This is a genomic window from Halobacillus faecis (assembly GCF_007991335.1).
Classification (GTDB): Bacteria; Bacillota; Bacilli; order Bacillales; family Halobacillaceae; genus Halobacillus; species Halobacillus faecis.
In genome coordinates, this window is record NZ_BJYD01000012.1 from 19,572 (window position 1) to 44,816 (window position 25,245).

A 25,245-nucleotide genomic window follows, 5' to 3' on the forward strand; every position below is an offset into this window, starting at 1 on the left:
CTCCTGATGCGTTGATCCGACATCAGGAGTTTTTTTGTCTATAATCCTCTATCATCATCCGATGACTGCCAATCATTTTCTCAGGAAAGTCATGAAACTCAAAAAATTTCACCTGCATGGTTTCTTCGGGATCAAAAGCATAGTTCCCACGATAATGTCTAGTGAAATAAGCTGTTGTCACAACGTAAAACTCATCGCCATTCGGAGCTCTACTGAACTGATCCTCCCCCGAGTAAACATTTAACAATTGCAGGTCATCGACTTCCAATCCAGTCTCTTCGAGCGCTTCACGTTTCGCGACTTGTTCCGTGCTTTCTCCAAGCTCCATCAAGCCTCCCGGCAGGCCCCATACACCTTGTGGAGACGTTCGTTCCTGCAACAATATCCGTCCCTTTTCATCAATGATGATCACAACCGATCCAACTAATATTATGGGCCGGTGGCCGATAATTGCACGTAAATCCTCAACATAACCCATACCATCCCTCCTCTCTCCCCACCTTTTAGTATAACAAGAGAAAAGGACCCCTTTGAATAAAGGAGTCCTTTTTATAGATTATCGTTCCATCGTACTCAGAATTTTTGTTAGGATGACAGCGCCAGCCACCATCACTGCACCAATCCATGGTGTATGAACAAGACCAATCGTATCAACGATGACACCACCAACAGAGGAGCCAATAGCGATTCCTACATTGAACGCGGCAATATTCAAAGCGGAAGCTACATTGACCGCAGATGGCACATATTTCTCCGCTAATTGAACGACCAAGATCTGCAAAGCAGGTACATTCATGAATGCAAACAATCCCATGAAAAACAATACGACCAAACTGAAAACTTTAAATGGAATGACGAAGGCCAAAAGGAGCAATACGATCGCCTGCAACACAAACATCCAAAACAATGCTTGGATCGGTCTCTTATTTGAAACTTTACCGCCAATCGTATTTCCGATCGCCACCGCAACTCCATAAATGAGCAGGATCACACTGACAAATTTCGGATCGAAACCTGTCACTTCTTCTAGTAAAGGAGCAAGATAGGTAAACGCCACAAACGTACCGCCATACCCTAATCCTGTAATAGCGAAGGATAGCAGAATTCTTTTTTCGGTTAATATTTTTAATTGGTCACGAAAGCTTGCTGGAGGTGCTTCTTCCAAGTTTTTCGGGACAAGCAAAGCACTTGCGATGATGCCGATTACGCCGAGCAAGGCTACCCCGGCAAATGTTGCCCTCCAACCAAAGGTTTGTCCAATGAATGTTCCTAGAGGCACACCGGTCACTGTCGCAACAGTCAATCCAGTAAACATAAAGGCAATGGCACTCGCTCGCTTATGCTCAGGAACTAAACTTGCAGCAATGGTCGAACCGATAGAAAAGAATATTCCGTGAGAAAAAGCAGTGATGATCCTCGCCATTAACAGCAAGGTAAAACTTGTCGAAACTGAAGCCACTAAATTACCAAGAATGAAAACAACCATGAGAGCAAGTAATAAACTTTTCCTGCTGATTTTATTAGTGAGAGCTGTCAAAACAGGAGCTCCTACAGCAACACCGACTGCATAACCGGATATCAATAGACCCGCAAGCGTAATCGATATAGAAAGATCATCAGCCATCGTTGATAACAAACCTACGGGTACGAATTCTGTCGTTCCTATCCCAAACGCGCTAATAGCAAGAGCCAACAAAGCCAACGGAAAACTTTTCGACTTATAATCAAGAGAATTTTCTTGAATATTCTCTGCGTGTGAACTCATCATTTTCCTCCTAACAAAGATAAATAAGAATTAAAACTGAAATCAATGTCTCCAGGGGGCCTCTGGATGACAAACCTTATTATGAGGGCTGATCGAACACTTGAGAAGTACGTACTTCTATGTGCTATAGGCACCTGGAAGTAACAATTGTATAAAATAAGGGATCGTGAGACAGTTCGTGCAAAATCTTTTTAACTTGTGTTCCTATCGTGTATAGTGAATCAATGGATATACATGCTAAAAAGAAACATAGGGCTCTAAAGGAGGTCAATCTCATGCCTAAATATAATATACCGGTCGAAGCTGCTCTTGAAGTGATCGGAGGAAAGTGGAAAGTCGTCATTCTGTGTCACTTGATCGAAAATAAACGACGGACGAGTGAGCTCAAACGATTAATGCCAGGAATCACACAAAAAATGTTGACCCAGCAGCTGAGGGAATTGGAAAGCGATGGAGTTATTAAGCGAATCGTTTATAATCAGGTACCTCCTAAAGTGGAATATGAACTGACGGAATACGGATGGACATTAAAAGGGGCATTAGACATGCTGTGTGCCTGGGGCGAGCAGCATATTGAAAAGACTTATCCCAATAAAGAAGAGGTATTATTGGATTCTTAAAAAGATATAAAAAGGCCCCCACCGGTCATCTCCGGTGAGGGCCTTTTTCCATTCAATTGAGAGCAAAATAAAAAATCGTTACTCGAAGTAACGATTTCTGTTCTATAAATCTCCAATATTTATGCGCTATTGTTGATAATAATATGGCGGAGGAGGAGGGATTCGAACCCCCGCGGGGCGTAAACCCCCTGGCGGTTTTCAAGACCGCTCCCTTCAGCCGGACTTGGGTACTCCTCCGTGTGACCGACAATAAATATAATATCATGGTTGTCCGAATCCGTCAACAAAATCCTTTAACTTTTTTAAAAGAAGTTATTGTCGAACAATCACGAAAAAATGTCACCTAGTTATTATACAAATTCCCTTCGACAGAGTCAAGGACGATTCGCTGTGGCTGTCTCCAAAACGAAACCAAGAAAAAACACCTGAAACCATTCATAGGATTCAGGCGCTTTTACTTTTTCAAGTGTTAGTTGATGATTTCTTTCCCACCCATGTATGGACGCAGGACCTCTGGTACGATGACCGTTCCGTCTTCCTGCTGGTAATTTTCAAGGATGGCTGCAACGGTACGACCGATAGCTAGACCTGAACCGTTCAACGTGTGTACGAATTCAGGCTTCCCTTTTTCTTCTCTACGGAAGCGAATGCCTGCGCGGCGGGCCTGAAAATCTTCGAAGTTAGAGCAAGAGCTGATTTCCCGATAAGTCTCCTGGCTCGGGATCCATACTTCAATGTCGTATTTCTTCGCTGCTGTGAACCCTAGATCTCCCGTGCACATGCTCATCACCCGGTAAGGGAGTTTTAACAACTGAAGGACTTTTTCTGCATGGCCTGTGAGTTCCTCTAATACATTATAGGACTCTTCAGGTTTTGCCAGTTGCACAAGCTCCACTTTATTGAATTGGTGCTGACGGATCAACCCTCTTGTATCTCGGCCCGCAGATCCTGCTTCCGAACGGAAATTCGTGCTGAAAGCTACGAACTTCTGCGGAAGGTCTTCCACAGATAGAATTTCTTCTCTATGGAAGTTCGTTACCGGTACCTCAGCTGTTGGGACAAGGAAGTAATCCCAGTCTTCAATTTTAAAGGCATCTTCTTCAAATTTCGGCAACTGACCTGTACCGGTCATCGCTGTGCGGTTGACCATTTGTGGTGGCAGCATTTCCTGATAGCCGTGTTCATCCGCATGCAGGTCCATCATGAAGTTGAGCAATGCACGCTCTAACCGGGCTCCCATACCTTTGTAGAATACAAAACGGCTTCCTGTGACTTTAGATGCTCTTTCAAAGTCAAGAATACCTAAATCTGTAGCCACATCCCAGTGTGGTTTTGCTTCATAACCGAAAGCTGGAATCTCTCCTACTTTTCGCGCTTCAATATTGTCTTCCTCATCCCCTCCAACAGGTACACTTTCGTGAGGGATATTCGGGATAGATAAGAGAAGCGTTTCAAGTTTCTCTTCCACTTCTTTCAGCTCTGTATCAAGGGTCTTGATGCAATCACCGACTTCGCGCATTTCCTTGATCTTATCGTCGGCGTCCTCCTTCGCTTTTTTCAGCTGGGAAATTTCCTTAGATACTTCATTGCGCTTTGCTTTCAATTCTTCGGTTTCCTGAATCAGCTCACGGCGCTTGCTATCCAAATCACCGAAGGCATCCAAGTCAGAGAGGTCTTCTCCACGGTTTTGCAGTTTTCCTTTAACTTCTTCAAAGTTCTGGCGTAAGTATTTCATGTCTAACATGTTTACTTCCTCCTTTATATGTTCAGTTCAATAATTATGAAGCTAAACAAAAAGCTCCCGTCCCTAATAAGGGACGAGAGCTTTGGTTTATGCTTCCCGCGATACCACCCAAGTTGAAGGTCTGTGGGACCTTCCGGCTTCACTCATAACGGTGAGTACCGGTCTGACCTACTTCTTTCAGTCAGACACTCGAGGATGGATTCACATGGCTTCTCCGTCAGTTCACACCAGCCACTGACTCTCTTTGAGAAGAAGGGACATGTTACTATTTCCTGTCATCGCGTTCATTTATGGTTTGTGTTACATAAGATTAGCGGATTCAGAATTATAATGCAAGTGTTTTTTTAGCTTCTTTTACCATTTCAACAAAATGTTCCGTTAAACGATGGTCGTCCGTCAATTCCGGATGGAAAGAACAAGCTAAATAGTGACCTTCCTGAGCGGCAACAATATGACCGTCGTAACAGGCCAACACTTTCGTATTTTCTCCAACCCCTTCAATGTAAGGAGCACGGATGAATACGGCATTGAATCCTTCTGCCACACCTTCAATATCAAGATCGGCTTCAAAACTTTCACGCTGGCGTCCGAAAGCGTTACGACGGACTTTTATATCCATGACTCCTAGGTGGACGTCATAAGAACCATCAATTTCTGAAGCGAGTAGGATGAGCCCTGCGCATGTACCGAAAATCGGGTTACCGCTTTTTCCGAACTCACGGATCGGCTCCAGGAACTCGTACTTGTCGATCAGTCTGCGGATGGTCGTACTTTCACCACCAGGGATAATCAAGCCATCGATCTCTTTCAGCTGTTCTATTCTTTTGACAACAAGAGCCTTGGCTCCTGTCGCTTCAACAGAACGTACATGCTCACGAAAAGCGCCTTGAAGGCCTAATACACCAATTGTAGTCATGCTGCATTCTCCTTTACTTACTGGCTGCGATCTTGCATACGCTGTTCAGGAGTAAGGGTGGACATTTCCATCCCTTTCATGGCTGTTCCAAGACCTTTGGACAATTCACCAATCAACTTGTAATCGTCATAATGAGTCGTTGCTTCAACAATTGCACGTGCAAACTTTTCAGGATTGTTGGATTTAAAGATCCCGGAACCAACGAATACTCCGTCTGCTCCAAGCTGCATCATCAAGGAAGCATCCGCAGGAGTTGCAATACCACCAGCAGCGAAGTTGACGACAGGTAGACGTCCTTCTTCACGAATTTCCATAAGTAGATCGAATGGAGCACCGTTTTCTTTTGCATAGACCATCACTTCATCTTCTGAAAGTCCACGCAAATGACGGATCTGAGACTGAACCTGACGCATATGGCTGACAGCTTCTACAATGTTTCCTGTTCCTGGTTCACCCTTCGTACGAAGCATGGATGCCCCTTCACGGATGCGTCGTGTCGCTTCACCAAGATTACGGCATCCACATACGAATGGGACCGTATAGTCATCTTTTTTGATGTGATAGATTTCATCAGCTGGAGTAAGAACTTCACTCTCATCGATGTAATCTACGCCCATTGCTTCAAGGACACGTGCTTCTGTAATATGCCCAATACGTGCTTTTGCCATAACTGGAATAGAAACGGCATTCATCACTTCTTCAACGATCGTAGGGTCTGCCATACGAGCGACTCCACCTGCTGCGCGGATGTCTGCTGGAACTCGTTCAAGAGCCATTACGGCTACTGCGCCTGCTTCTTCAGCGATTTTTGCTTGCTCTGCGTTTACGACGTCCATGATGACGCCACCTTTTTGCATTTCTGCCATGCCGCGTTTTACGCGATCCGTACCTGTTTGTGCCATGTTGATTCCTCCCTAACAGCTCTATAGTTTAAGCATTTCATTTTGAATCATAGATTCTTATCCTCTATTGTAACGCAATCCTATATTAAATCCCACTGGTTAAATAGGGATTTTTTCACCTAGAACCAGCCTTTGACCATATCGACTGCACCAGTGAAGATATCACTGAAAAATTCACCGATCGCACCGAGGGTCAGCATGAACCAGTTTGCTTTATCTACACTGGAAGAAGTGACGATATCAACGGTTTGTCCACCTTCAGAAAGAATATTTCCGTAGTCCTCTTCTCCGTTGTAAACAAGCTTTGCTGTTCCTACTTTTTGTCCTTTTTCTACAGGAGCAACAAGATTGCCTTCGTCATCCAACTGGTCCTCAGAGATGTTGAATTGAATTTCATATTGATCTTCTTCTCCACTTTTCACAAGTGTGCTTAGAGCTGCACTTGTTTCAATCGCAACCTGGTCTTCTTTTCCTTTTGCGACAGGAAGCGTTGACTCTTCTTCAGGAGTGGCTCCTGCTGCAAAGAGTTCCTGACGGGAAAATTGATTGAATCCGTAGTCCAGCAGTTGTCTCGTTTGATTGAAACGGGACGCTCTAGATTCAGATTTCATAACGACGGAAATATAGCGTTGTCCATCTCGCTCTGCCGTTCCTGTAAACGTGTTTTGAGCGAGTTCTGTGTAACCTGTTTTCAATCCGTCCATACCTTCGTACTCGAACTGCTTCAAGTTCTGTCCAGGCATACCTGGAAGCATCCAGTTCCAGTTCGTCACGGTTTGTCCGGCAAATTCAAGTGTCGGTTTGCTTGAGATCTCAAGCGCTTCCGGATAATCATTCGTTAAGTGATAAGCAAGCAGCGCTGCAGACTTCGCTGACAGCATGTTCGTCGCTTCAGGGTCTGTGCCTTCAGGATAATTGTCTCCCAAGTGAGAGTTATTCAGCCCTGTTGCGTTAACGAAATCATATTCAGGCAGCCCCATTTCTGCTGCTTTCTCATTCATCATCTGAACAAATTCACCTTCACTGCCAGCAATCAATTCAGTAAGAGCGATGGTTGTCGCATTATCCGAGTTGATCGCCATGGCTTCGTAAAGTTCACGTACGGTGTATTGTTCGTCCAGCTTCAGACCAACACCTGAAAATTCAGGGTTCGCCGATATATCAAAAGCGTATTGACTAATTTGTGTTGTCGTATCCCAGCTGATCTGACCTTCCTCAATCGCTTCCATGACAAGATATTCGGTCATCATCTTCGTCATGCTTGCAGGAGGTAATGTCAAATCTGCCTCTTTTTCAAATAAAATCTTTCCTGTTTCCGCGTCCACGAGTATTGCCGACTCTGCGCCAACATCTACGCTTGCGTATGTATGTCCAGGATTTATGGACACAGCAAAGAACCCCATAAGCAATGCCAACATCAAGGCCATAGATGTTTTTATTCTTTGTGTCAACTTTCTCAACCTCCACCCTTAAAATATGCATCTTTGTTATTTTATCACATGAGTATATAAAAGAATAGACAGGGAAAAGTCCCTGTCTATCACTTTTTATACGGGTCAAACGGAGTAGTTTGGCGCTTCTTTTGTAATTTGTACATCATGAGGGTGGCTTTCTCTTAAACCAGCCCCTGTAATTCTTGTGAATTGTGCGTCTGTGCGCAAAGCACTGATGGTTGGTGTACCACAATACCCCATACCTGAGCGGATCCCGCCGAGGAGTTGGTGAATGGAGTCTGCCAATGGTCCTTTATACGGCATGCGGCCTTCAATCCCTTCCGGCACAAGTTTCTTCGCTTCTTGATCATTTTGGAAGTAACGATCTTTAGACCCGGATTCCATGGCACCGACAGATCCCATCCCCCGGTACACTTTAAAACGGCGGCCCTGGAAGATTTCCGTTTCGCCAGGGCTTTCAGAAACACCGGCAAGCAAGCTTCCGAGCATGACAGCATGTCCACCTGCGGCAATGGCCTTTACGATATCGCCTGAGTATTTGATTCCTCCGTCGGCAATGACCGGCTTGTTGTATTTCTCTGCTTCTTTCGCACAGTCATAGACGGCAGTGATTTGAGGAACACCGACACCAGCAACGACACGGGTCGTACAAATCGAACCAGGCCCGATTCCGACTTTAACAACGTCTGCTCCTGCTTCAATCAATTCACGCGTTGCTTCTGCTGTCCCTACGTTACCTGCGATGATATTCACTTTTGGATGACGCTCACGGATGCGCTTCACCTGATTGATGACACCTTCAGAATGACCGTGGGCGGTATCAACGACAAGTGCATCCACACCTGCTTCTACTAATTTATCAATACGCGTCATTGCATCAGCTGTCACCCCGACCGCTGCAGCACAGAGCAGACGGCCTTGGTCATCTTTCGCTGATAAAGGAAATTCGATCACTTTCTCTATATCTTTGATGGTAATTAATCCTTTTAAAATCCCATTGTTGTCTACCATCGGAAGCTTTTCAATCTTATATTGCTGCAAGATTTTTTCGGCTTCATCCAATGTCGTTCCTACAGGCGCTGTGACAAGGTTCTCACGCGTCATAACGTCACTGATTTGTATCGAATAGTCTTCAATGAAACGGAGGTCGCGGTTGGTGATGATTCCGACAAGTTTCTGTTCTTCTACACTATTGACAATCGGCACACCGGAAATACGGAATTTCCCCATTAAATGTTCAGCATCAAAAACCTGGTGCTCCGGAGTCAAAAAGAACGGGTTCGTAATGACGCCGCTTTCGGACCGTTTCACTCGGTCAACGTGTTCCGCTTGCTCTTCAATCGACATATTCTTATGAATGACACCAAGTCCTCCCTGACGCGCCATACCAATCGCCATTTTGGCTTCCGTCACCGTATCCATTCCGGCACTGATAATCGGCATATTCAAACGTAACGTCGGGGACAATTCTGTTGCCAGTGAAACATCACGCGGCAAAACATCGGACTTAGCAGGCAAAAGTAGTACATCGTCGAACGTTAAACCTTCTTTTGTAAACTTGTCTTCACGCATGCTTGACCTCTCCTTTTCTTCTTATGATATTTTGGGTGGAAGTGGGTAAAATAAGTGGTATATTCTCGTGACACCAATTCTTATTGTTATTTACAATACGACAATGGTCGGGCTTTTTCAACCATAAAAAAATGGGTGAGAATTCCTTTTATGTTAGAAAGGAGGAACTTTCTTTGCACTTCACGGATCCTATTCTCACTTACCTTCAGGTGACCGCACATACAAGACCCTTCTTGTTTTCCTGTTATGAAAAGATCAACCACTCAAGAGCCGAGCATCATGCGTACAACAATGCCGAACGGTTTATTCACGGTCTAAGCCTCGGACAAGATTATTGGACGACCGCTTTACATACACCCCTGAGTGTAAAGCCGCTTCTTTTTTATTATGGAATGAATCATTTCATCAAAAGCTGCCTGCTGACGGTTGACCCTGGCTATCCAGCTACAGCAAAAGTACTGGCTCATGGACTATCGACACGTAAAAGAAAAAAGCAGCATTACCGATTTTTAGAGGACGATATCCGTATCCAGCCGCATGGGTTATTTCCACATGCCGCTGCTCATTTGTTTCAATTTTCCTCAGAAAAAACAAAGATCTCCATGGATGAATTGCTGCGGCCACTTCCGGGGATGGAAGAGCTCTTTCGACTGAAGAATCCAGGTCCGATCACCATTGAAGAAGAGTGGCCTGAGCTGTTGGCCTATTTTGCTGTCCTATATAACTTAAGTATGCTCGTCCGTTATGAGGGGGAATGGTGGGGAGAGATGGAACAGATGAAAGATCGGGAGGATTATGTATTCATCGTACATTTTTTACATTCAGCCTCTAATCGCATTCCGCAAATATTCGCTTCTTGGTTAAAAGACCAGTTTGCATCCATCTCATGACGCAAACTGGTCTTTTGTTATTCATAGACTTCTTCAATATGGAGGTCCAGTTGTTCTTTCAAAGGGAGGAACTGTCCGTCTTCAATGATTTGCACAAGCGGTCTTGTCGGGTTGGTCTTTTCAACGAAAATCACTTCTGCTTCGCGATGATCAGACAACCGGATCTTGGTCCCCGTAGAATAACTGGTCATTTCTTTAACTAATGCGCTGATCACTTTATGATCATAGCGGCCGAATTGCTCCTGCAGAATTTCTTCGAGCACCTTATAGGGAGACTGTTTCCTTCGGTACATCCTCTCAGAAGTCATGGCGTGGTACATATCACAAACAGCGATAATCTGGCTGAACGGATGAATTTTATCCTCACTGACTCCTAAAGGGTAGCCTGTCCCATCCAATCGCTCATGGTGTTGCAAGATAGCAACCTTGGCGTGGTTGCTCAAGGAAGAGATCTTTTCTACGTTACGATAACTGTAAGTCGGATGGCTTTTCACCATTTCATACTCTCTCTCTGTTAAAGGGGCCTCTTTCCACGTAATTCGTTCACTGATTTTAGCCATTCCACTATCTGCAAGGAGTCCGGCTAAACCGACTTGAATCCATTCACCGTAATTGTATCCCATTTTTGATGCCACATAACTAGATAATAGCCCCATCGCTACACTGTGATGATAGATGTAATTCTTACTGGACGTATAATGATGGAGCGAGAAAACTTCGTGTCCTGCAGAATCGACGGCTCTCTCAAGGAGGGGAACCATCACTTTTCGAATCGTGCTGATATTTACAGGTGATCCCCCTTGCCAGGAAGTGAACCATTTTTTGTACTCCTGCACAGCAGCTAAGTAAGATTCGAAAAAAGGAAGAACCGGTTCCTCTGAACGCAGGTCCTGATCTGGTTCCTCTTTTTCTGTCGTTTCGGAAACAATGAAAAGCGAACCGTCCGATCGACGATTGGAGACTTCAACGGTATCAATGCTAAATTTTTTCAGTACATCAATATGGAGGGGTTGAAGGGTCGTGTTTTTGGAAACGATCGGTCGGTTTGTCTGGCCCATGACGTCTTTCGTCAAGAGACAACCTGGTTCCAATTGTGATGTAGCTACCCTCATGGCAACATACCACCTTTCACTAGTTTCTTTATGTAAAAGCATGTCGAACCTCAACAATAAATCTAGTTCTATATTACCACGAAAAATTCATTAAAATAGCAAATATTTAAAAAATAATGGGTGGTTATGAATCTGGTCCTCCTCCATATATAAAAAAGTCGCCTGTCGAAATAGATCGACAGGCGACGGATCAAGGAAGTTTGTTTTACTTATGATTCATCTGAATCTTCTACTGTTGGGTCTTCTGATGTTTCGGCATTTTCTTCAGAAGCTTCATCTTGAGATTCCGCTTCTTTTTCTAATGCTTCTTCGACCAATTCTTCCTCTTCTTTTTCTGACTCGACACGAGCGACAGTGGCGACTTCTTCTCCTTCTCCAAGACGAATCAAGCGTACACCCTGTGTGTTCCGTCCGGTTTCAGAGATACTTTCCATCGACATACGGATTAAGACACCACTCTCTGTAATGATCATGATATCTTCTTCACCATTAATGGCTTTCGTAGCGACGACCTGGCCATTTTTATCTGTCAGATTACACGTAATGATTCCTTTACCACCACGGTTGGTAATCCGGTATTCGTCAGCTGGGGTGCGTTTTCCATAGCCTTTGCTCGTGACCGTGAGCACTTGCAGAGAATCATCAAGGATTTCCATGGATACGACTTTGTCGTCTTCACGGAGGGAGATCCCTTTGACACCTGCGGCTGTACGACCCATGGCACGGATTTGATCTTCATTGAAACGGATCAAGTAACCGTTTTGCGTTCCGATCATGATATCTTTCGATCCATCCGTCAGACGGACAGAAATCAGCTCATCATCTTCACGCAGGCCGAGAGCGATCAGACCACCTTTTCGGATATTCGCAAATTGGGAGAGCGTCGTCCGTTTCGTGATTCCGTTCTTCGTTGTAAAGACAAGGTACCAGTCATCAACGAAATCTTCAACGGAGATGACAGCATTGATCCACTCATCACGTTCAACATTCAACATGTTGATGATTGGAATCCCTTTAGCCGTTCGGCTGAATTCCGGTACTTCATAACCCTTGGCTTTATATACTTTCCCTTTATTTGAGAAGAAAAGCAGAGTATTGTGTGTCGAAGTGGACAACAGGTGTTCGACGAAGTCCTCTTCATGCGTACCCATGCCCTGAACACCTCGTCCGCCTCTGCGCTGTGAACGATACGTGGATGCTGGAAGGCGTTTGACATAGCCCTGGTGAGTGACCGTAACGATGACCGTCTCTTCAGGGATCAAGTCCTCATCCTCGATAAAGTCTGTTCCGCCAAGGACGATTTCTGTACGGCGCTCATCATTGTAACGCTCCTTCACATCAAGCAGTTCTTCACGAATGATTTCAAGAACCTTTTCATCATCAGCAAGGATGGCTTTCAATTCTTGAATCAATTTCATAACTTCTTGATATTCATCCTCAATCTTTTCACGCTCTAAACCTGTCAAACGCTGCAGACGCATATCAAGAATCGCTTGGGCCTGCTTTTCAGAAAGACCGAAGCGCTCCATCAAACCGGTACGTGCAATTTCAGTCGTTTGAGATTCACGAATCAGTGAAATCACTTCATCCAGGTGGTCAAGCGCAATGCGCAGACCAGCAAGAATATGCGCACGAGCTTCTGCTTTTCTAAGTTCGTATTCGGTACGGCGGCGAATGACAACTTTTTGGTGTTCCAAATAGTGCTCAAGGCACTGTTTCAAGTTGAGCACTTTCGGGTGCCCGTTGACGAGTGCGAGCATATTGATACCGAAAGTTGATTGCAGGGCCGTCATTTTGTAAAGGTTGTTGAGAAGGACGTTCGGATTAACATCACGGCGTAATTCAATAACGATACGCATACCATTACGGTCCGACTCATCACGAAGATCGGTAATGCCGTCGATTTTCTTATCGCGGGCAAGATCGGCAATTTTTTCAACAAGCCGGGCTTTGTTCACCTGATAAGGAAGCTCGTGCACGATTAAACGGGCTTTGCCGTTTGCTTGTTCTTCAATTTCTACATCCGCACGGACCGTGATGGAGCCTTTCCCTGTTTCATAGGCTTTGCGAATGCCACTTAAGCCGAGAATTTTACCAGCTGTCGGGAAGTCCGGACCATAAATATGGTTTTCCATCAATTCCTGGATAGTAATATCCGGGTCTTTACTGAGCGCGAGCACCGCATCAATCACCTCGCCAAGCTGGTGAGGTGGGATGTTTGTCGCCATTCCGACCGCAATCCCTGAACCACCGTTGACGAGCAAGTTCGGAAACTTGGATGGAAGCACTACAGGTTCCCGCTCTGTTCCATCGTAGTTGTCGTTATAATCAATCGTATCCTTGTTGATGTCCCTTAGAATTTCCATGGAAATCTTGGACATACGTGCTTCCGTATAACGCATGGCGGCTGCAGCATCTCCATCTACCGAACCGAAGTTTCCGTGTCCATCGACGAGCATGTACCGGTAGTTGAAGTCCTGTGCCATACGCACCATCGTGTCATAGACTGCAGAGTCCCCGTGGGGGTGGTACTTACCGATGACTTCCCCTACGATACGTGCTGACTTTTTGTAAGCTTTATCGGCATGCATACCAAGGTCATGCATCGCATATAAAATCCTTCTGTGTACAGGTTTCAGGCCGTCTCTGACATCAGGAAGGGCACGAGCCACGATGACACTCATCGCATAATCCAGGAATGAAGTTCGCATTTCGTGACTGATGTTGACTTCCTGTACGCGCGGACGTTCGGGTTGATCCACCATTCTTTTACCTCCTAGTTACCTAAAAGGGGAAAGGAAATGTTCGCCTCCCTTTCCCACTCTTTCATGACATTTGTTTTATATTAAACATCAAGGTTTTGTACGTATTGTGCGTTCTCTTGAATGAAGTTACGACGCGGTTCGACTTTATCTCCCATAAGAATATCGAAGGTTTCATCCGCCCCCATCGCATCTTCTAAGCTGACCTGAAGCATCGTTCTCGTTTCAGGGTCCATCGTCGTTTCCCAAAGCTGTTCCGGGTTCATCTCTCCAAGACCCTTGTATCGCTGAACGCCTGGTTTCGGTGAATTGGACAGCTCAGCAAGTTTTGCATCCAGCTGCTTATCACTGTACGTGTAGTAAATCGCTTTACCTTGCTGGATCTTATATAGCGGCGGCTGAGCAATATAGATATAGCCATGTTCAATCAATGGACGCATATAACGATAGAAGAACGTCAATAGTAAGGTACGAATGTGTGCACCATCGACGTCGGCATCGGTCATGATGACGATCTTATGATAACGTGCCTTGGATATATCGAATTCTTCACCAATTCCTGTCCCAAGGGCTGTAATGATGGCCCGGACTTCGTTGTTAGAAAGGATTTTATCCAGACGTGCTTTTTCAACATTGATGATTTTACCGCGCAATGGCAGAATCGCCTGGAAATGACGATCGCGTCCCTGCTTGGCAGATCCACCGGCAGAGTCACCCTCAACGATGTAAAGTTCAGAGATGTTGGCATCTTTGGACGAACAGTCCGCCAGTTTACCCGGCAGGTTGGAAACCTCAAGCGCATTTTTACGGCGCGTCAGTTCACGTGCTTTCTTCGCGGCCATTCGTGCTCTTGAAGCCATCAATCCTTTTTCAACAATCGTTTTCGCCATGTTCGGATTTTCGAAAAGGAATTTTGTGAAGCTTTCTGAGAACAGAGAGTCCGTAACGGTACGGGCTTCACTGTTACCAAGTTTCGTCTTCGTCTGACCTTCGAACTGCGGGTCCGGATGTTTGATCGAGATGATCGCTGTCAAACCTTCCCTGACATCGTCTCCTGTCAAATTCGGATCCGTCTCTTTGAACATATTGTTTTTACGTGCATAGTCGTTGATCACACGTGTTAAACCGGTCTTGAACCCGGATTCGTGCGTCCCGCCTTCATACGTATGGATGTTGTTGGCATAGGAATAAATGTTGCTTGCGAATCCATCGTTATACTGCATGGCGATTTCGATGGAAATCTCGTCTTGCTCATCCTCAATGAAGAAAGCATCATGCAATGTTTCGCGTGTGCGGTTCATGTGTTCGACATAGGAAAGGATTCCGCCTTCGAAATAGTAGTTCACAGGCTCTTCATCCGTACGTTTATCTTCGATCGAGATCGTAAGACCCTTGTTAAGGAAAGCGAGCTCCCGCAAACGATTGGCAAGAATCTCAAACTTATATTCTTGTGTCTCTGAGAAAATTTCAGGGTCTGGTTTGAATTGAATACGTGTTCCCGTCTGATCAGTCTCTCCGATCACCTTCAAGTCTTCTTCTGGGACACCACGGTGATAAGCCTGGTAATGGATGTTCCCATCACGGTGGACGAACACTTCTAGTTTCGTAGATAAGGCGTTTACGACGGATGCCCCTACACCATGGAGTCCTCCGGATACTTTATATCCGCCCCCGCCGAACTTACCTCCGGCGTGAAGCACGGTCAAAATGACTTCAACAGCGGGACGTCCCGTTTTCTCCTGAATCCCGACAGGAATACCACGGCCGTTATCGGTAACGGTAATGCTGTTGTCTTTTTCAATCGCGACTTGAATATGATCGCAAAAACCGGCCATTGCTTCATCAATACTGTTATCGACAATTTCCCATACGAGGTGGTGCAAGCCTTTTTCGTTCGTAGAACCAATGTACATTCCTGGACGTTTTCTTACCGCTTCTAAACCTTCCAGTACCTGTATTTGACTCTCATCATATGCCTGCTGCTCTTCGATAATATCTTCCTTCATGGTACTCACCTACATTTCTCAAGTGGTTTATCTCTAATCCCTTACGTCTCTCATCTATCGGTATATTAAAAATCGGACTCTTCCGAGAAGTCTTCCAGTTTGTTCAGTGTGGTCATCATGTTCGCCCGCTTCTTCAAGGTATAGACAGATAGTGGGCTGAAATAGATGACATCATTCGTGATCACAATCGATTTCGCCTGGTGGTCTTCCGTTTCAATGACCTGCTTTTCCTTACGTTGGTTATGAATCATTTCCTCGATGATGGAAGAAGATGAAATCAAACTATTATCAATAATTGCCACGACATCCTTCGACTGGATGACGTGATCATCCCCAATATGAATGAACAATTCGCCACCTCATTTCTCTACGTCTATGGTTCCTTCTTTGACACGGAAAATCTCCGCTTGTTTCAGTGCTTCATGTTCAATTCCATCAATACTCGTTGTAGAAACGAACGTCTGTACTTTCCCTTGAATCGTATGAAGCAGATGCGATTGTCTGAAGTCATCCAGTTCACTAAGTACGTCATCAAGAAGCAAAATCGGATATTCCCCTACTTCACTATGAATCAGTTCAATTTCAGCGAGTTTCAAAGACAAAGCCGTCGTCCGCTGCTGGCCCTGCGACCCATACGTTTGGACATCTTTTCCGTTCACGTAAAAAACCAGGTCATCCCTGTGTGGTCCTGCCAACGTGGTCCCGCGTTCCACTTCTTTTGATTCAATTTCTGCAAACTTTTCAGAGAATGTATCTTTTATTGTTTCCAAATTCATATCCTCTGATACTCGCACACTTGCATCATAAGCAATTTCCAGCTTCTCCAACTGGCGACTGATTCCTTCGTGGATCGGTGTCGCCCATGACCTTAGAAGCTGCAGGAATTTGAACCGTCGTTCGACAATCGTCGTAGCATGCTCGATCAGCTGCTCTGTCAAAACACCAAGCATTGTCCGGTCCGCTCCCGGCTTCCGCTGCAAATCTTTCAACAGGTGGTTTCGTTGCCTGAGAATCTTCTGATATTGACCTAAGTGATAAATATATGTGGGTTGTATTTGGCCGATTTCCATGTCAATAAACCGACGACGCACCTGAGGACTCCCTTTTACAAGATTGAGATCCTCAGGTGCAAACATCACCACGTTCAAAGCGCCGATGTAGTCGCTCAGACGCTTTTGCTCAATATGATTCAACTTCGCTTTTTTCCCCTTTTTAGAGACAATGATCTCAAGAGGAAAGCGACGATTCCGTTTAAAGATACTCCCCTTTATTTTACCATACTCTTCATCCCACTGTATGAGTTCTTTATCTCTAGGTGTACGATGGGATCTTGTAAAAGCGAGGACATAGATCGCTTCCATCAAATTGGTTTTTCCCTGGGCATTTTCACCAATGATGACATTGATCTTATGGTCGAACGTCAATGAGAGCTCATCATAGTTCCTGAACGAACGTAATGATAACTCATGGATATACATAGAGGAACGCCTGACCTAAGCTTCTTTGACGACAGTGAAGCTGCCGAACTCTTCAACTTCTACTGTATCGCCCACATACAGTTTGCGGCCACGACGATTATCAGGTTCTCCATTTACGAGAACTTCAAATTCCGACAAGAAAATTTTCACCATTCCACCAGATTCGACAATATTAGCTAATTTTAAAAACTTGCCTAATGGAATGTATTCTGTATTGATACCGATCTCTTCGTTCATATCATTTCACCCTATTTCATGAATTCACCTATCTTTCATTTTACTAAAGATAGATGTGTAAAGAAAGTGTGAGACAACGAAACAGGTCTGTGTGCCTTATCCAACTTTTGTTCGTTGACATTTTAACCTTCCCCCTGCCTCATTCTTCCATACTGCGCTCACTTTCGAGTTTCCCTGTTCAAACCAAAAACTTAGGCACCTAAATATGTAGTGCTGCGAAAACGAACAGTTATTAACATACTCAAACGCTGCTTTCAGATTCTACCTGGTAGGACATATAAATCTGACCCATAAGAAAAGGTGCTCTATGAAAAACATAAAGCACCTTTTTACCTTTACCTGTTTCTGAAATTTAATAAGTTCTAACTGGAAGAATCAACTGTAAAATTTGGTCGTCATCGACGGGGCGAATTAAGAATGGACGCATCGCTCCCGTAAACTCGACTTTAACTTGGTCATAATCGACCGCCTTTAGTGCATCCATCATGTATTTTGCACTGAAAGAAATCTTTAGATCTTCTCCATCGACATCATTGGCCATCACTTCTTCGACAACATTCCCTACTTCCGGGGAATTCCCTGTAATTTCAAGATGATTGTCTTCTTTTGTAATTAAACGCACGACATTGTTGCGATTCTCTTTCGCTAGAAGAGACGCGCGGTCCACTGACTGTAGAAGTTCCTTTGTATCAATCTTAACGATGGTTTTGCTTTGTTCAGGAATTAAACGGGAGGTTTCCGGATAATTTCCATCAAGCAAGCGGGAAAGGAAGTACAGGTGTTTTGTACGGAATAAGACCTGATTTTCTGTCACACTCACTTCAATAGTATCTTCAGAATCATCAAGAATTTTGTTTAATTCAGTCAAACTCTTACCAGGAATGACTATGGCAGGTAAAGACTTACCTTCAGGTTGTTCCAAAGGGATTTTACGTGAAGCTAGTCGATGGCTGTCGGTCGCAATAAATTCAAGGTTTCCGTCCTCAAGTTTCACATGAACACCTGTAAGAATTGGTCTTGTTTCAGATGTTGATACTGCAAAAACAGTCTGGCGAATTAAATTTTTCAAAAGATCAATGGGCAGTTCAAAGCTTTCATCTGTGTGAAGCTGCGGAAGTTGAGGGTACTCTTCTGGATCTTGTCCATTTAAGTGGAATTCTGCATTCCCAGAACGGATGGTGACGTTCCGAGTATGGTCACTTTCTATTTCGACTGTATTTTGAGGAAGTTTACGCACAATATCAGGGAAATATTTAGCTTGAAGAACAATGCTCCCAGGTTCGATATTTTCTACATAAACAATTCCATCTTCTTCACTAGGAATGAAAGATTCAATGGAGATATCTGAATCACTACCTGTTAATTTAATACCTTCTTCACTTGCTTCCAATTTCATCCCTGTAAGAATTGGAATTGTTGTTCTGGAAGAGATGGCTTTCATGACGTTTTGAACACTATTGATCAGTTGATCCCTTTGGATAACGAATTTCATTTTGAATACACTCCTCCTACTTGAGCATATATTAATTATTTTTATATAAAATGTAGTAATAGTACTAGTATGGGCTGTGGAAATGTGGATAACAAGGGTGAACGTTTATTTCACGAGGTTATCCACATGTGGATAGGGTGTTGATGAACGTGCAACCCTATTCACATTATCCACTAGTGAGATTTTAACTGTTCTCGGATTTCATCCAATTCTTTTTGCAGCTGTTGATCATCGGCAACCATTTTTGAGATTTTTTCGTGAGCATGAATGACGGTTGTATGATCGCGCCCTCCAAACTCTTCTCCAATTTTCGGTAACGAGAAATCCGTAAGCTCTCTCGATAGATACATGGCAATTTGCCGCGGAAAGGCTACCGATTTTGTCCGTTTCTTTGCTGGAAAATCTTCCAGTCTCACATTATATTTTTCACCGACCATTTCCTGGATGGCTTCTATTGTAATGACCTTAGGTTTCGAGCTTGGAATGATGTCTTTCAAAGCTTCTGCCGCAAGTGATGCGTTAATATCACTATTAATTAATGAAGAGTAGGCAACGACACGGATCAGCGCACCTTCAAGTTCGCGGATGTTTGTATCAATTTGATTGGCGATGTACAGCATTACTTCGTTCGGGATATCCAATCCTTCCGCTTTTGCCTTTTTACGAAGGATGGCGATTCTCGTTTCCAGATCAGGCGGAGTAATGTCTGTGATCAGCCCCCATTCAAATCGTGAACGCAGACGATCTTCCAGTGTAGGGATTTCTTTTGGCGGACGGTCACTGGAAATGACAATCTGCTTGCTTTCTTCATGGAGTGTATTAAACGTATGGAAGAATTCTTCCTGCGTTTGTTCTTTTCCAGCTAAGAACTGGATATCATCTATTAAAAGCACGTCGACACTTCGGTATTTATTACGGAAGTTGACGGCTTTATTGTCTCTGATTGAATTAATGAATTCATTTGTAAACTTTTCTGATGATAAATAAACGACTTTGGCATTTGGATTATGATCGAGTACATAATGGCCGATCGCATGCATTAAGTGCGTTTTACCAAGCCCTACGCCACCATAAATAAACAATGGGTTATAGGCTTTGGCTGGCGCTTCTGCGACAGCTAAGGAAGCCGCATGAGCGAAACGGTTGCCTGAACCGATGACAAAGGTATCGAAGGTATATTTGGAATTCAACATGCTTTGCGGTGATTCTTCGTTTCCATTGTTTTTTACATTCGGTACTTTTTTAGATGAGAGTTTCACATCTTCTAATGAGTCATCTTTCGATTCCGGAATAATGAACTTTGTATCAAGTTCCGCCCCCGTCACTTCATATAAAGTTTCCGTAATCAAACTCTCATATTGATTTTCAAGCCAATCTCTGGCGAATTCATTCGGAGCAACGATCGTCAGCGTATTTTCGTTCAAAGAATCTGCTTTAGTTGCTTTCAACCATGTTTCGAAGCTCGGTTTGCTGATTTTTTCTTTAATCTGCTCGAGCGTATTGTTCCATAATTCGTTGATGTTCTCCAAATTGTTTCACCCCTCTCTGTTTCAGTGGAAAACAAAAAAACCTTTCGTTCTCTTTTTCGAACGTAGCAAAAGGATCGAAAGGTATTCGTATAAGGTTTGTATAATAGATTTCGTTAAAAAACCTCTGATCGGATGTGGATGCCCGAAAGTTGATTTTACTAGAGTTCTAGAAAGTTATTTTCAATATCCACATTCTTGTGCATAACTACATAAACAGGTGTGTTAATAACTGTCCACACGTTATCCACAATCTGTGGAAAAGATTTTATGTCTTCAGAAGTCATTCACGGTTAAACACAAATATAATACCAGATAAAAACGGCAGTTGCAATGGTTCACGGTAACTTATCCACAATTCCAATGCCTTGTAGACAAAACTCATCCACAACACTATATTTTGTGATTTTCTTGTCGATATTTGTTGTGGACAGTAGAAAAGGCAGGTTTAAATTATACACAGATCCTGTGAATGTTCGCCAGGGGGAGATTTTGTTCGCTTATTTTTGAAGGTTGACCAACTTGTTATAGTACAGGTCTGTTATATAACGGAGAGGATCTTTAAAAGGACACTCTTAAAATAAAAGTTGACAAAAAGCAAGGGGATTTATTATACTAATCGGGACTGCCTTTTAGATGTATTATTGGAATTTTCCTCAGGAGGTGTATATATAATGAGTAAACGCACGTTTCAACCAAATAATCGTAAGCGTAAAAAAGTACACGGCTTCCGTGCACGTATGAGCACTAAGAACGGTCGTCACGTTCTAGCACGTCGTCGTCGTAAAGGAAGAAAAGTTCTATCAGCATAGGCCACTGAAAACAATCAGTGGTCTTTTTTTCAGTATAATGGTCAAAAGAGGGGGCGGATCTTCGTCCCTCTTTTGTTTTTTATAGAAAAGAAAAACGTAGAATCTTAAATCAAACTTTGATCGCCAAGAAAGACGAGAGAAGGATAAAAAGAGATGTTTTCCTACATAATGGTGAAAAGATCTCTCGCTGGGAGAATAGTGGAAGGCAAAACGGTCTGCCCAAGCCATCTTGTATGTGATTTTGGAGGGTGTTCGATGAAAAAAGCTTATCGTATTAAAAAAAATGAAGACTTTCAAAAGGTTTTTCGTCGCGGGCAGTCGTTCGCCAATCGCCAGTTGGTCCTTTATTATATGAAAAAGGAAGAGCAATCCCATTTTAGAATCGGCTTATCCGTCAGCAAGAAGATTGGTCATGCCGTCATGCGGAACCAGATCAAGCGGTATTTGCGTCAGGCTTTTCATGAACTGGAGGCAGACATACAGCCGAATTATGATCTTGTCATCATTGCACGGAAACCGACCAACCAAATGGAATTTCATGAGATAAAGAAGAGCCTGACCCATGTGTTATCAAGGTCAAAGCTATTAAATAAAAAAATTCGCACGTAATCATATAGAATTATGGTATCAACTAATGCTAAACTTATGATTGTCGTATAGTCATTCATCGGTTTGTATTTAAAAAAAGATAGAAGAGCGATTTCAGTAAGGAGGAAGGAACGTTGCGGAATAAATTACTCATCCTGGTCGCGATGACAGGTGTGCTTACGTTCCTATCCGGGTGTATGGAAGTCAACCAAGAGATCACCTCGGATAGTACAGGATTTTGGAATGAATATATTGTATATCCATTATCACAGACATTGTTGTTTTTCGCTGATGCTACGAATGGAAGTTACGGGTTGGCGATTATCATCGTGACCATCATCATTCGTCTCCTGCTTTTGCCATTGAACGTCAAACAATTGAAAAGTTCAAAAGCGATGCAGGATATCCAGCCTGAATTGAAGGAACTGAGAGAAAAGTATTCTTCGAAAGATGCTCAGACACAACAGAAGCTTCAACAAGAAACGATGCAGCTTTTCCAGAAAAACGGCGTCAATCCACTCGCAGGTTGTTTGCCAATCATTGTTCAAATGCCGATTTTGATCGGTTTTTATCATGCAATTATGAGAACAGAAGCTGTTCAAACTCATAACTTCTTATGGTTAGAGCTTGGACAAGCGGATCCGTTTTTAGCGATTCTGACAGCAGCAACAACTTTCCTGCAACAAAAATTGATGATGGCAGGAGGAGCGGCTGCACAGAACCCGCAAATGCAAATGATGCTATATATCATGCCATTGATGATCGGTACATTCGCATTCTTCTTCCCATCTGCCCTTGCGTTGTACTGGATTGTCGGTAACATTGTCATGATTCTTCAGACCGTTTTCATTCGTAAACCAATGATGAAAGATGAGACAGGAGGAGCAAACTAGTGAAGCAATGGACTGCTACGGGAACTACAGTTGATGAGGCGATCCAAACAGCACTAGAGCAATTACACACATCAAGAGATCAAGTCGATGTCGAGATCATTGATGAAGGTAAAAAAGGATTTCTCGGTTTTGGTACGAAACCAGCGATTGTAAAAGCAACGATCAAGAAAAATCCAGTGCAGGACGTCGAAACATTCATCTATGAAGTAGCAGAACAAATGGGCGCTCCTGTCCAGGTGAAAACAGAGCTCCGTCAACGAGACATTTATATGGATCTTGAAGGTGAAAAGATTGCGATGCTGATTGGCAAGCGCGGCCAAACGTTGAATTCTCTTCAATATTTGGCACAGCTCGTCGTGAATCGTGAGTCCGATGTCTTCTATACCGTCATGTTGGACGCAGAAGGCTATCGTGGTCGAAGAAAAGCAACTTTAGAAAATCTCGCACATCGATTGGCGGAAAAAGCGGTACGGACCAATCAGGAAGTGAAGCTTGAGCCAATGCCATCGTATGAAAGAAAAATCATTCACAGTGCGCTGCAAAACCATAAAAAAGTCGAGACGGATTCTGACGGGAATGACCCCCGCAGACACGTTGTCATTCGACCTCAATAAAGTTTTAATCATGCTTCTGTTCATCTCTCATGAACAGAAGCATTTTTTATGGATCCCTAAACCAACAAATGCTCCCTATTTTTGAAGACTGAGTTTCGAGATGTTTCAGGGATCGTTGCCGGTTTGAGCGTCAGGGGGGCTGGGAAGCGACTTGCTTTCCTGTGGGAGCCCGCGGAAAGCGAGCGATTCCCAGCAGCCACGTCCACTCAAAAAAATCTTGAAACTGAGTCTTAAACAATCCTGCTAGTTTGTTTAATAAATAACTAGTGGTCGTATTGTTCCCTGGTATGGTGGGGAAAATGGTAGGGAGAGTTATGCACATGTGGATAACTAAAAGGTGCGGAAAAAGGGAATATACGTGTTGATATCTTTTCAAAACACGTGGCAGTGTGGTAAGGTAATATGTTAGTGACATTAAAATTATTCGTATTGTGGATAAATATAAATCAAACAATTTTCAGGAGGTGAGTGCGTGTGGAAACAGATACAATAACCGCAATTTCGACCCCTATGGGGGAAGGGGCGATTGCTATTGTCCGTTTAAGTGGACCTGAGGCCGTGGCCATTGCTGCGAACCTTTTCAAAGGGAAGGATTTGAATGAGGTCGATTCCCACACGATGCATTACGGTAAGATTATTGACCCTGAATCGGGCGAAATGGCGGAGGAAGTGATGGTATCTGTCATGCGTGCGCCGAAAACTTTTACAAGAGAAGATATTGTGGAAATCAACTGCCACGGTGGTCTCGTTTCTGTTAATCGTCTGTTAGAGATTGTGTTAGCGAGCGGAGCCAGATTAGCAGAACCCGGTGAATTCACGAAACGTGCCTTCTTGAATGGTCGTATCGACCTTTCTCAAGCGGAAGCGGTCATGGACTTGATCCGCGCGAAAACGGACCGGGCAATGGATGTCGCTTTGAAGCAGATGGACGGCCGGTTATCGAACCTGATTCAGGACTTAAGACAAAAGCTTCTCGAGACGCTCGCTCATGTCGAAGTGAACATCGACTATCCGGAATATGATGATGTCGAAGAGATGTCTCATGAAATGATGGAAGAGAAGACAAAAGAAGTGCACGAAGAAGTCACCCGTATTCTTGAAACCGCGAAACAAGGGAAGATTTTGAGAGAGGGACTGGGAACGGCGATTATCGGACGTCCGAACGTTGGGAAATCCTCCTTGATGAATGCTCTTGTCCATGAAAATAAAGCGATTGTGACAGAGGTTCCGGGCACGACCAGGGATGTAATCGAAGAATACGTCAACGTCCGTGGCGTTCCGCTTCGTCTTATTGATACGGCTGGAATCAGGGAAACAGAAGACATCGTAGAAAAGATCGGTGTCGAACGTTCAAGACAAGTACTGAAAGAAGCTGACCTGATCCTGTTTGTGTTAAACTATGGGGATGAGCTGAGCGAAGAGGATAAGAAACTTTTCGAAGCGATCCGCGATATGAATATTATCGTAATCGTTAATAAAATGGATCTAGAACAGCGTTTGGACCTTGATCAAGTAAAAGAGTTGGCTGGCGATCATCCAGTGATCACGACTTCCTTGATCCGTGAAGAGGGCATCGACCAGTTGGAACAAGCAATTGGTGATACATTCTTCGAAGGAGATCTTGATACTGGTGATATGACGTATGTTTCTAATGTCCGACATGTTCAGTTATTGAAACAAGCGAAGCAGGCCCTTGAAGATGCCCAAAACGGTATGGAGATGGGAGTCCCGCTTGATGTCGTCCAGATCGATGTTACAAGAACGTGGGAAATCCTCGGGGAAATCGTAGGAGATACGGTTCACGAGAGTTTAATCGATCAGTTGTTCTCGCAATTCTGTTTAGGGAAATAAACGTTCTGTTT

Annotated in this window: 22 protein-coding genes, 1 tRNA gene and 1 other annotated feature; of the genes, 7 read left to right on the plus strand and 16 right to left on the minus strand. The window is 43.9% G+C overall.

The window, feature by feature from the left end; genetic code table 11:
• Nucleotides 1–22: 22 nt before the first annotated feature.
• Together HFA01_RS06610 and HFA01_RS06615 are read right to left on the minus strand one after the other, a co-directional pair.
• Nucleotides 23–478, minus strand: a complete 456-nt coding sequence (locus tag HFA01_RS06610; protein WP_146814466.1) for an NUDIX hydrolase — start codon at nucleotides 476–478, stop codon at nucleotides 23–25.
• Between the two features lie 78 nt (nucleotides 479–556).
• A complete protein-coding gene (locus HFA01_RS06615; protein WP_146814469.1) occupies nucleotides 557–1,765 on the minus strand; it encodes an MFS transporter in 1,209 nt (402 codons plus the stop codon).
• 275 nt (nucleotides 1,766–2,040) lie between these two features.
• Between HFA01_RS06615 and HFA01_RS06620 the strand changes: the two genes are divergently transcribed.
• Entirely contained in the window at nucleotides 2,041–2,385 is a 345-nt protein-coding gene (locus HFA01_RS06620) for a winged helix-turn-helix transcriptional regulator (RefSeq protein ID WP_146814471.1), read from the plus strand.
• A 144-nt stretch (nucleotides 2,386–2,529) separates the two neighbouring features.
• Here the strand turns inward: HFA01_RS06620 and HFA01_RS06625 are convergent.
• The 6 genes from HFA01_RS06625 to guaB all read right to left on the minus strand — a co-directional run bounded on the left by HFA01_RS06625 (nucleotide 2,530) and on the right by guaB (nucleotide 8,973).
• Nucleotides 2,530–2,622 (minus strand) — tRNA-Ser (locus HFA01_RS06625).
• 232 nt (nucleotides 2,623–2,854) lie between these two features.
• Nucleotides 2,855–4,129 carry a serine--tRNA ligase gene (gene serS, locus HFA01_RS06630; protein WP_146814473.1) on the minus strand — a complete coding sequence of 425 codons (1,275 nt, stop codon included), beginning with the start codon at nucleotides 4,127–4,129 and terminating at the stop codon, nucleotides 2,855–2,857.
• Between the two features lie 66 nt (nucleotides 4,130–4,195).
• Nucleotides 4,196–4,417: a binding site (T-box leader), on the minus strand.
• Nucleotides 4,418–4,454: 37 nt separating this feature from the next.
• Nucleotides 4,455–5,045: a pyridoxal 5'-phosphate synthase glutaminase subunit PdxT gene (gene pdxT, locus HFA01_RS06635; RefSeq protein ID WP_146814475.1), complete on the minus strand. Its 591-nt coding sequence runs from the start codon at nucleotides 5,043–5,045 to the stop codon at nucleotides 4,455–4,457.
• A 17-nt stretch (nucleotides 5,046–5,062) separates the two neighbouring features.
• The gene (gene pdxS / locus HFA01_RS06640; protein ID WP_146814478.1) at nucleotides 5,063–5,947 is read right to left on the minus strand and encodes a pyridoxal 5'-phosphate synthase lyase subunit PdxS; all 885 of its coding nucleotides are present in this window, start codon (nucleotides 5,945–5,947) and stop codon (nucleotides 5,063–5,065) included.
• 119 nt (nucleotides 5,948–6,066) lie between these two features.
• On the minus strand, nucleotides 6,067–7,398 hold the full coding sequence (locus HFA01_RS06645; protein ID WP_371860312.1) for a serine hydrolase: 1,332 nt from the start codon (nucleotides 7,396–7,398) through the stop codon (nucleotides 6,067–6,069).
• 105 nt (nucleotides 7,399–7,503) lie between these two features.
• On the minus strand, nucleotides 7,504–8,973 hold the full coding sequence (gene guaB, locus HFA01_RS06650) for an IMP dehydrogenase (protein WP_146814480.1): 1,470 nt from the start codon (nucleotides 8,971–8,973) through the stop codon (nucleotides 7,504–7,506).
• Between the two features lie 173 nt (nucleotides 8,974–9,146).
• Here guaB and HFA01_RS06655 point away from each other — a divergent pair, with 173 nt between their 5' ends.
• The gene (locus HFA01_RS06655) at nucleotides 9,147–9,863 is read left to right on the plus strand and encodes a YaaC family protein (protein WP_146814482.1); all 717 of its coding nucleotides are present in this window, start codon (nucleotides 9,147–9,149) and stop codon (nucleotides 9,861–9,863) included.
• Between the two features lie 17 nt (nucleotides 9,864–9,880).
• On the opposite strand, the gene HFA01_RS06660 is transcribed toward HFA01_RS06655, so the two are convergent.
• The 8 genes from HFA01_RS06660 to dnaA all read right to left on the minus strand — a co-directional run bounded on the left by HFA01_RS06660 (nucleotide 9,881) and on the right by dnaA (nucleotide 20,479).
• Nucleotides 9,881–10,975, minus strand: a complete 1,095-nt coding sequence (locus HFA01_RS06660) for an HD-GYP domain-containing protein (protein WP_146814484.1) — start codon at nucleotides 10,973–10,975, stop codon at nucleotides 9,881–9,883.
• A 209-nt stretch (nucleotides 10,976–11,184) separates the two neighbouring features.
• The gene (gyrA, locus tag HFA01_RS06665; RefSeq protein WP_146814486.1) at nucleotides 11,185–13,740 is read right to left on the minus strand and encodes a DNA gyrase subunit A; all 2,556 of its coding nucleotides are present in this window, start codon (nucleotides 13,738–13,740) and stop codon (nucleotides 11,185–11,187) included.
• An 80-nt stretch (nucleotides 13,741–13,820) separates the two neighbouring features.
• Nucleotides 13,821–15,743, minus strand: a complete 1,923-nt coding sequence (gyrB, locus tag HFA01_RS06670) for a DNA topoisomerase (ATP-hydrolyzing) subunit B (protein WP_146814488.1) — start codon at nucleotides 15,741–15,743, stop codon at nucleotides 13,821–13,823.
• Between the two features lie 65 nt (nucleotides 15,744–15,808).
• Complete coding sequence (gene remB / locus HFA01_RS06675; RefSeq protein ID WP_146814490.1) at nucleotides 15,809–16,093, minus strand: extracellular matrix regulator RemB; 285 nt, start codon at nucleotides 16,091–16,093, stop codon at nucleotides 15,809–15,811.
• A 9-nt stretch (nucleotides 16,094–16,102) separates the two neighbouring features.
• A complete protein-coding gene (recF, locus tag HFA01_RS06680; RefSeq protein ID WP_146814491.1) occupies nucleotides 16,103–17,221 on the minus strand; it encodes a DNA replication/repair protein RecF in 1,119 nt (372 codons plus the stop codon).
• A gap of 15 nt (nucleotides 17,222–17,236) precedes the next feature.
• Nucleotides 17,237–17,458 (minus strand): ribosome maturation protein RlbA, encoded by a 222-nt coding sequence (rlbA, locus tag HFA01_RS06685; protein ID WP_146814494.1) that lies wholly within the window; start codon nucleotides 17,456–17,458, stop codon nucleotides 17,237–17,239.
• Between the two features lie 352 nt (nucleotides 17,459–17,810).
• The gene (gene dnaN / locus HFA01_RS06690; protein ID WP_146814496.1) at nucleotides 17,811–18,950 is read right to left on the minus strand and encodes a DNA polymerase III subunit beta; all 1,140 of its coding nucleotides are present in this window, start codon (nucleotides 18,948–18,950) and stop codon (nucleotides 17,811–17,813) included.
• Between the two features lie 173 nt (nucleotides 18,951–19,123).
• Nucleotides 19,124–20,479 carry a chromosomal replication initiator protein DnaA gene (gene dnaA, locus HFA01_RS06695; RefSeq protein ID WP_146814498.1) on the minus strand — a complete coding sequence of 452 codons (1,356 nt, stop codon included), beginning with the start codon at nucleotides 20,477–20,479 and terminating at the stop codon, nucleotides 19,124–19,126.
• Between the two features lie 671 nt (nucleotides 20,480–21,150).
• On the opposite strand from dnaA, the gene rpmH reads away from it, so the two are divergent.
• The 5 genes from rpmH (at nucleotide 21,151) to mnmE (ending at nucleotide 25,234) form a co-directional block, all read left to right on the plus strand.
• Nucleotides 21,151–21,288: a 50S ribosomal protein L34 gene (gene rpmH, locus HFA01_RS06700; RefSeq protein ID WP_089650739.1), complete on the plus strand. Its 138-nt coding sequence runs from the start codon at nucleotides 21,151–21,153 to the stop codon at nucleotides 21,286–21,288.
• Between the two features lie 255 nt (nucleotides 21,289–21,543).
• On the plus strand, nucleotides 21,544–21,897 hold the full coding sequence (gene rnpA / locus HFA01_RS06705; protein WP_146814500.1) for a ribonuclease P protein component: 354 nt from the start codon (nucleotides 21,544–21,546) through the stop codon (nucleotides 21,895–21,897).
• Nucleotides 21,898–22,010: 113 nt separating this feature from the next.
• Nucleotides 22,011–22,769, plus strand: a complete 759-nt coding sequence (gene spoIIIJ / locus HFA01_RS06710) for a YidC family membrane integrase SpoIIIJ (protein WP_146814502.1) — start codon at nucleotides 22,011–22,013, stop codon at nucleotides 22,767–22,769.
• Entirely contained in the window at nucleotides 22,769–23,383 is a 615-nt protein-coding gene (jag, locus tag HFA01_RS06715) for an RNA-binding cell elongation regulator Jag/EloR (protein ID WP_146814504.1), read from the plus strand. The genes spoIIIJ and jag overlap by 1 nt, the downstream gene beginning before the upstream one ends.
• A 474-nt stretch (nucleotides 23,384–23,857) precedes the next feature.
• Nucleotides 23,858–25,234, plus strand: a complete 1,377-nt coding sequence (gene mnmE, locus HFA01_RS06720) for a tRNA uridine-5-carboxymethylaminomethyl(34) synthesis GTPase MnmE (RefSeq protein ID WP_146814506.1) — start codon at nucleotides 23,858–23,860, stop codon at nucleotides 25,232–25,234.
• Nucleotides 25,235–25,245 lie beyond the last annotated feature (11 nt).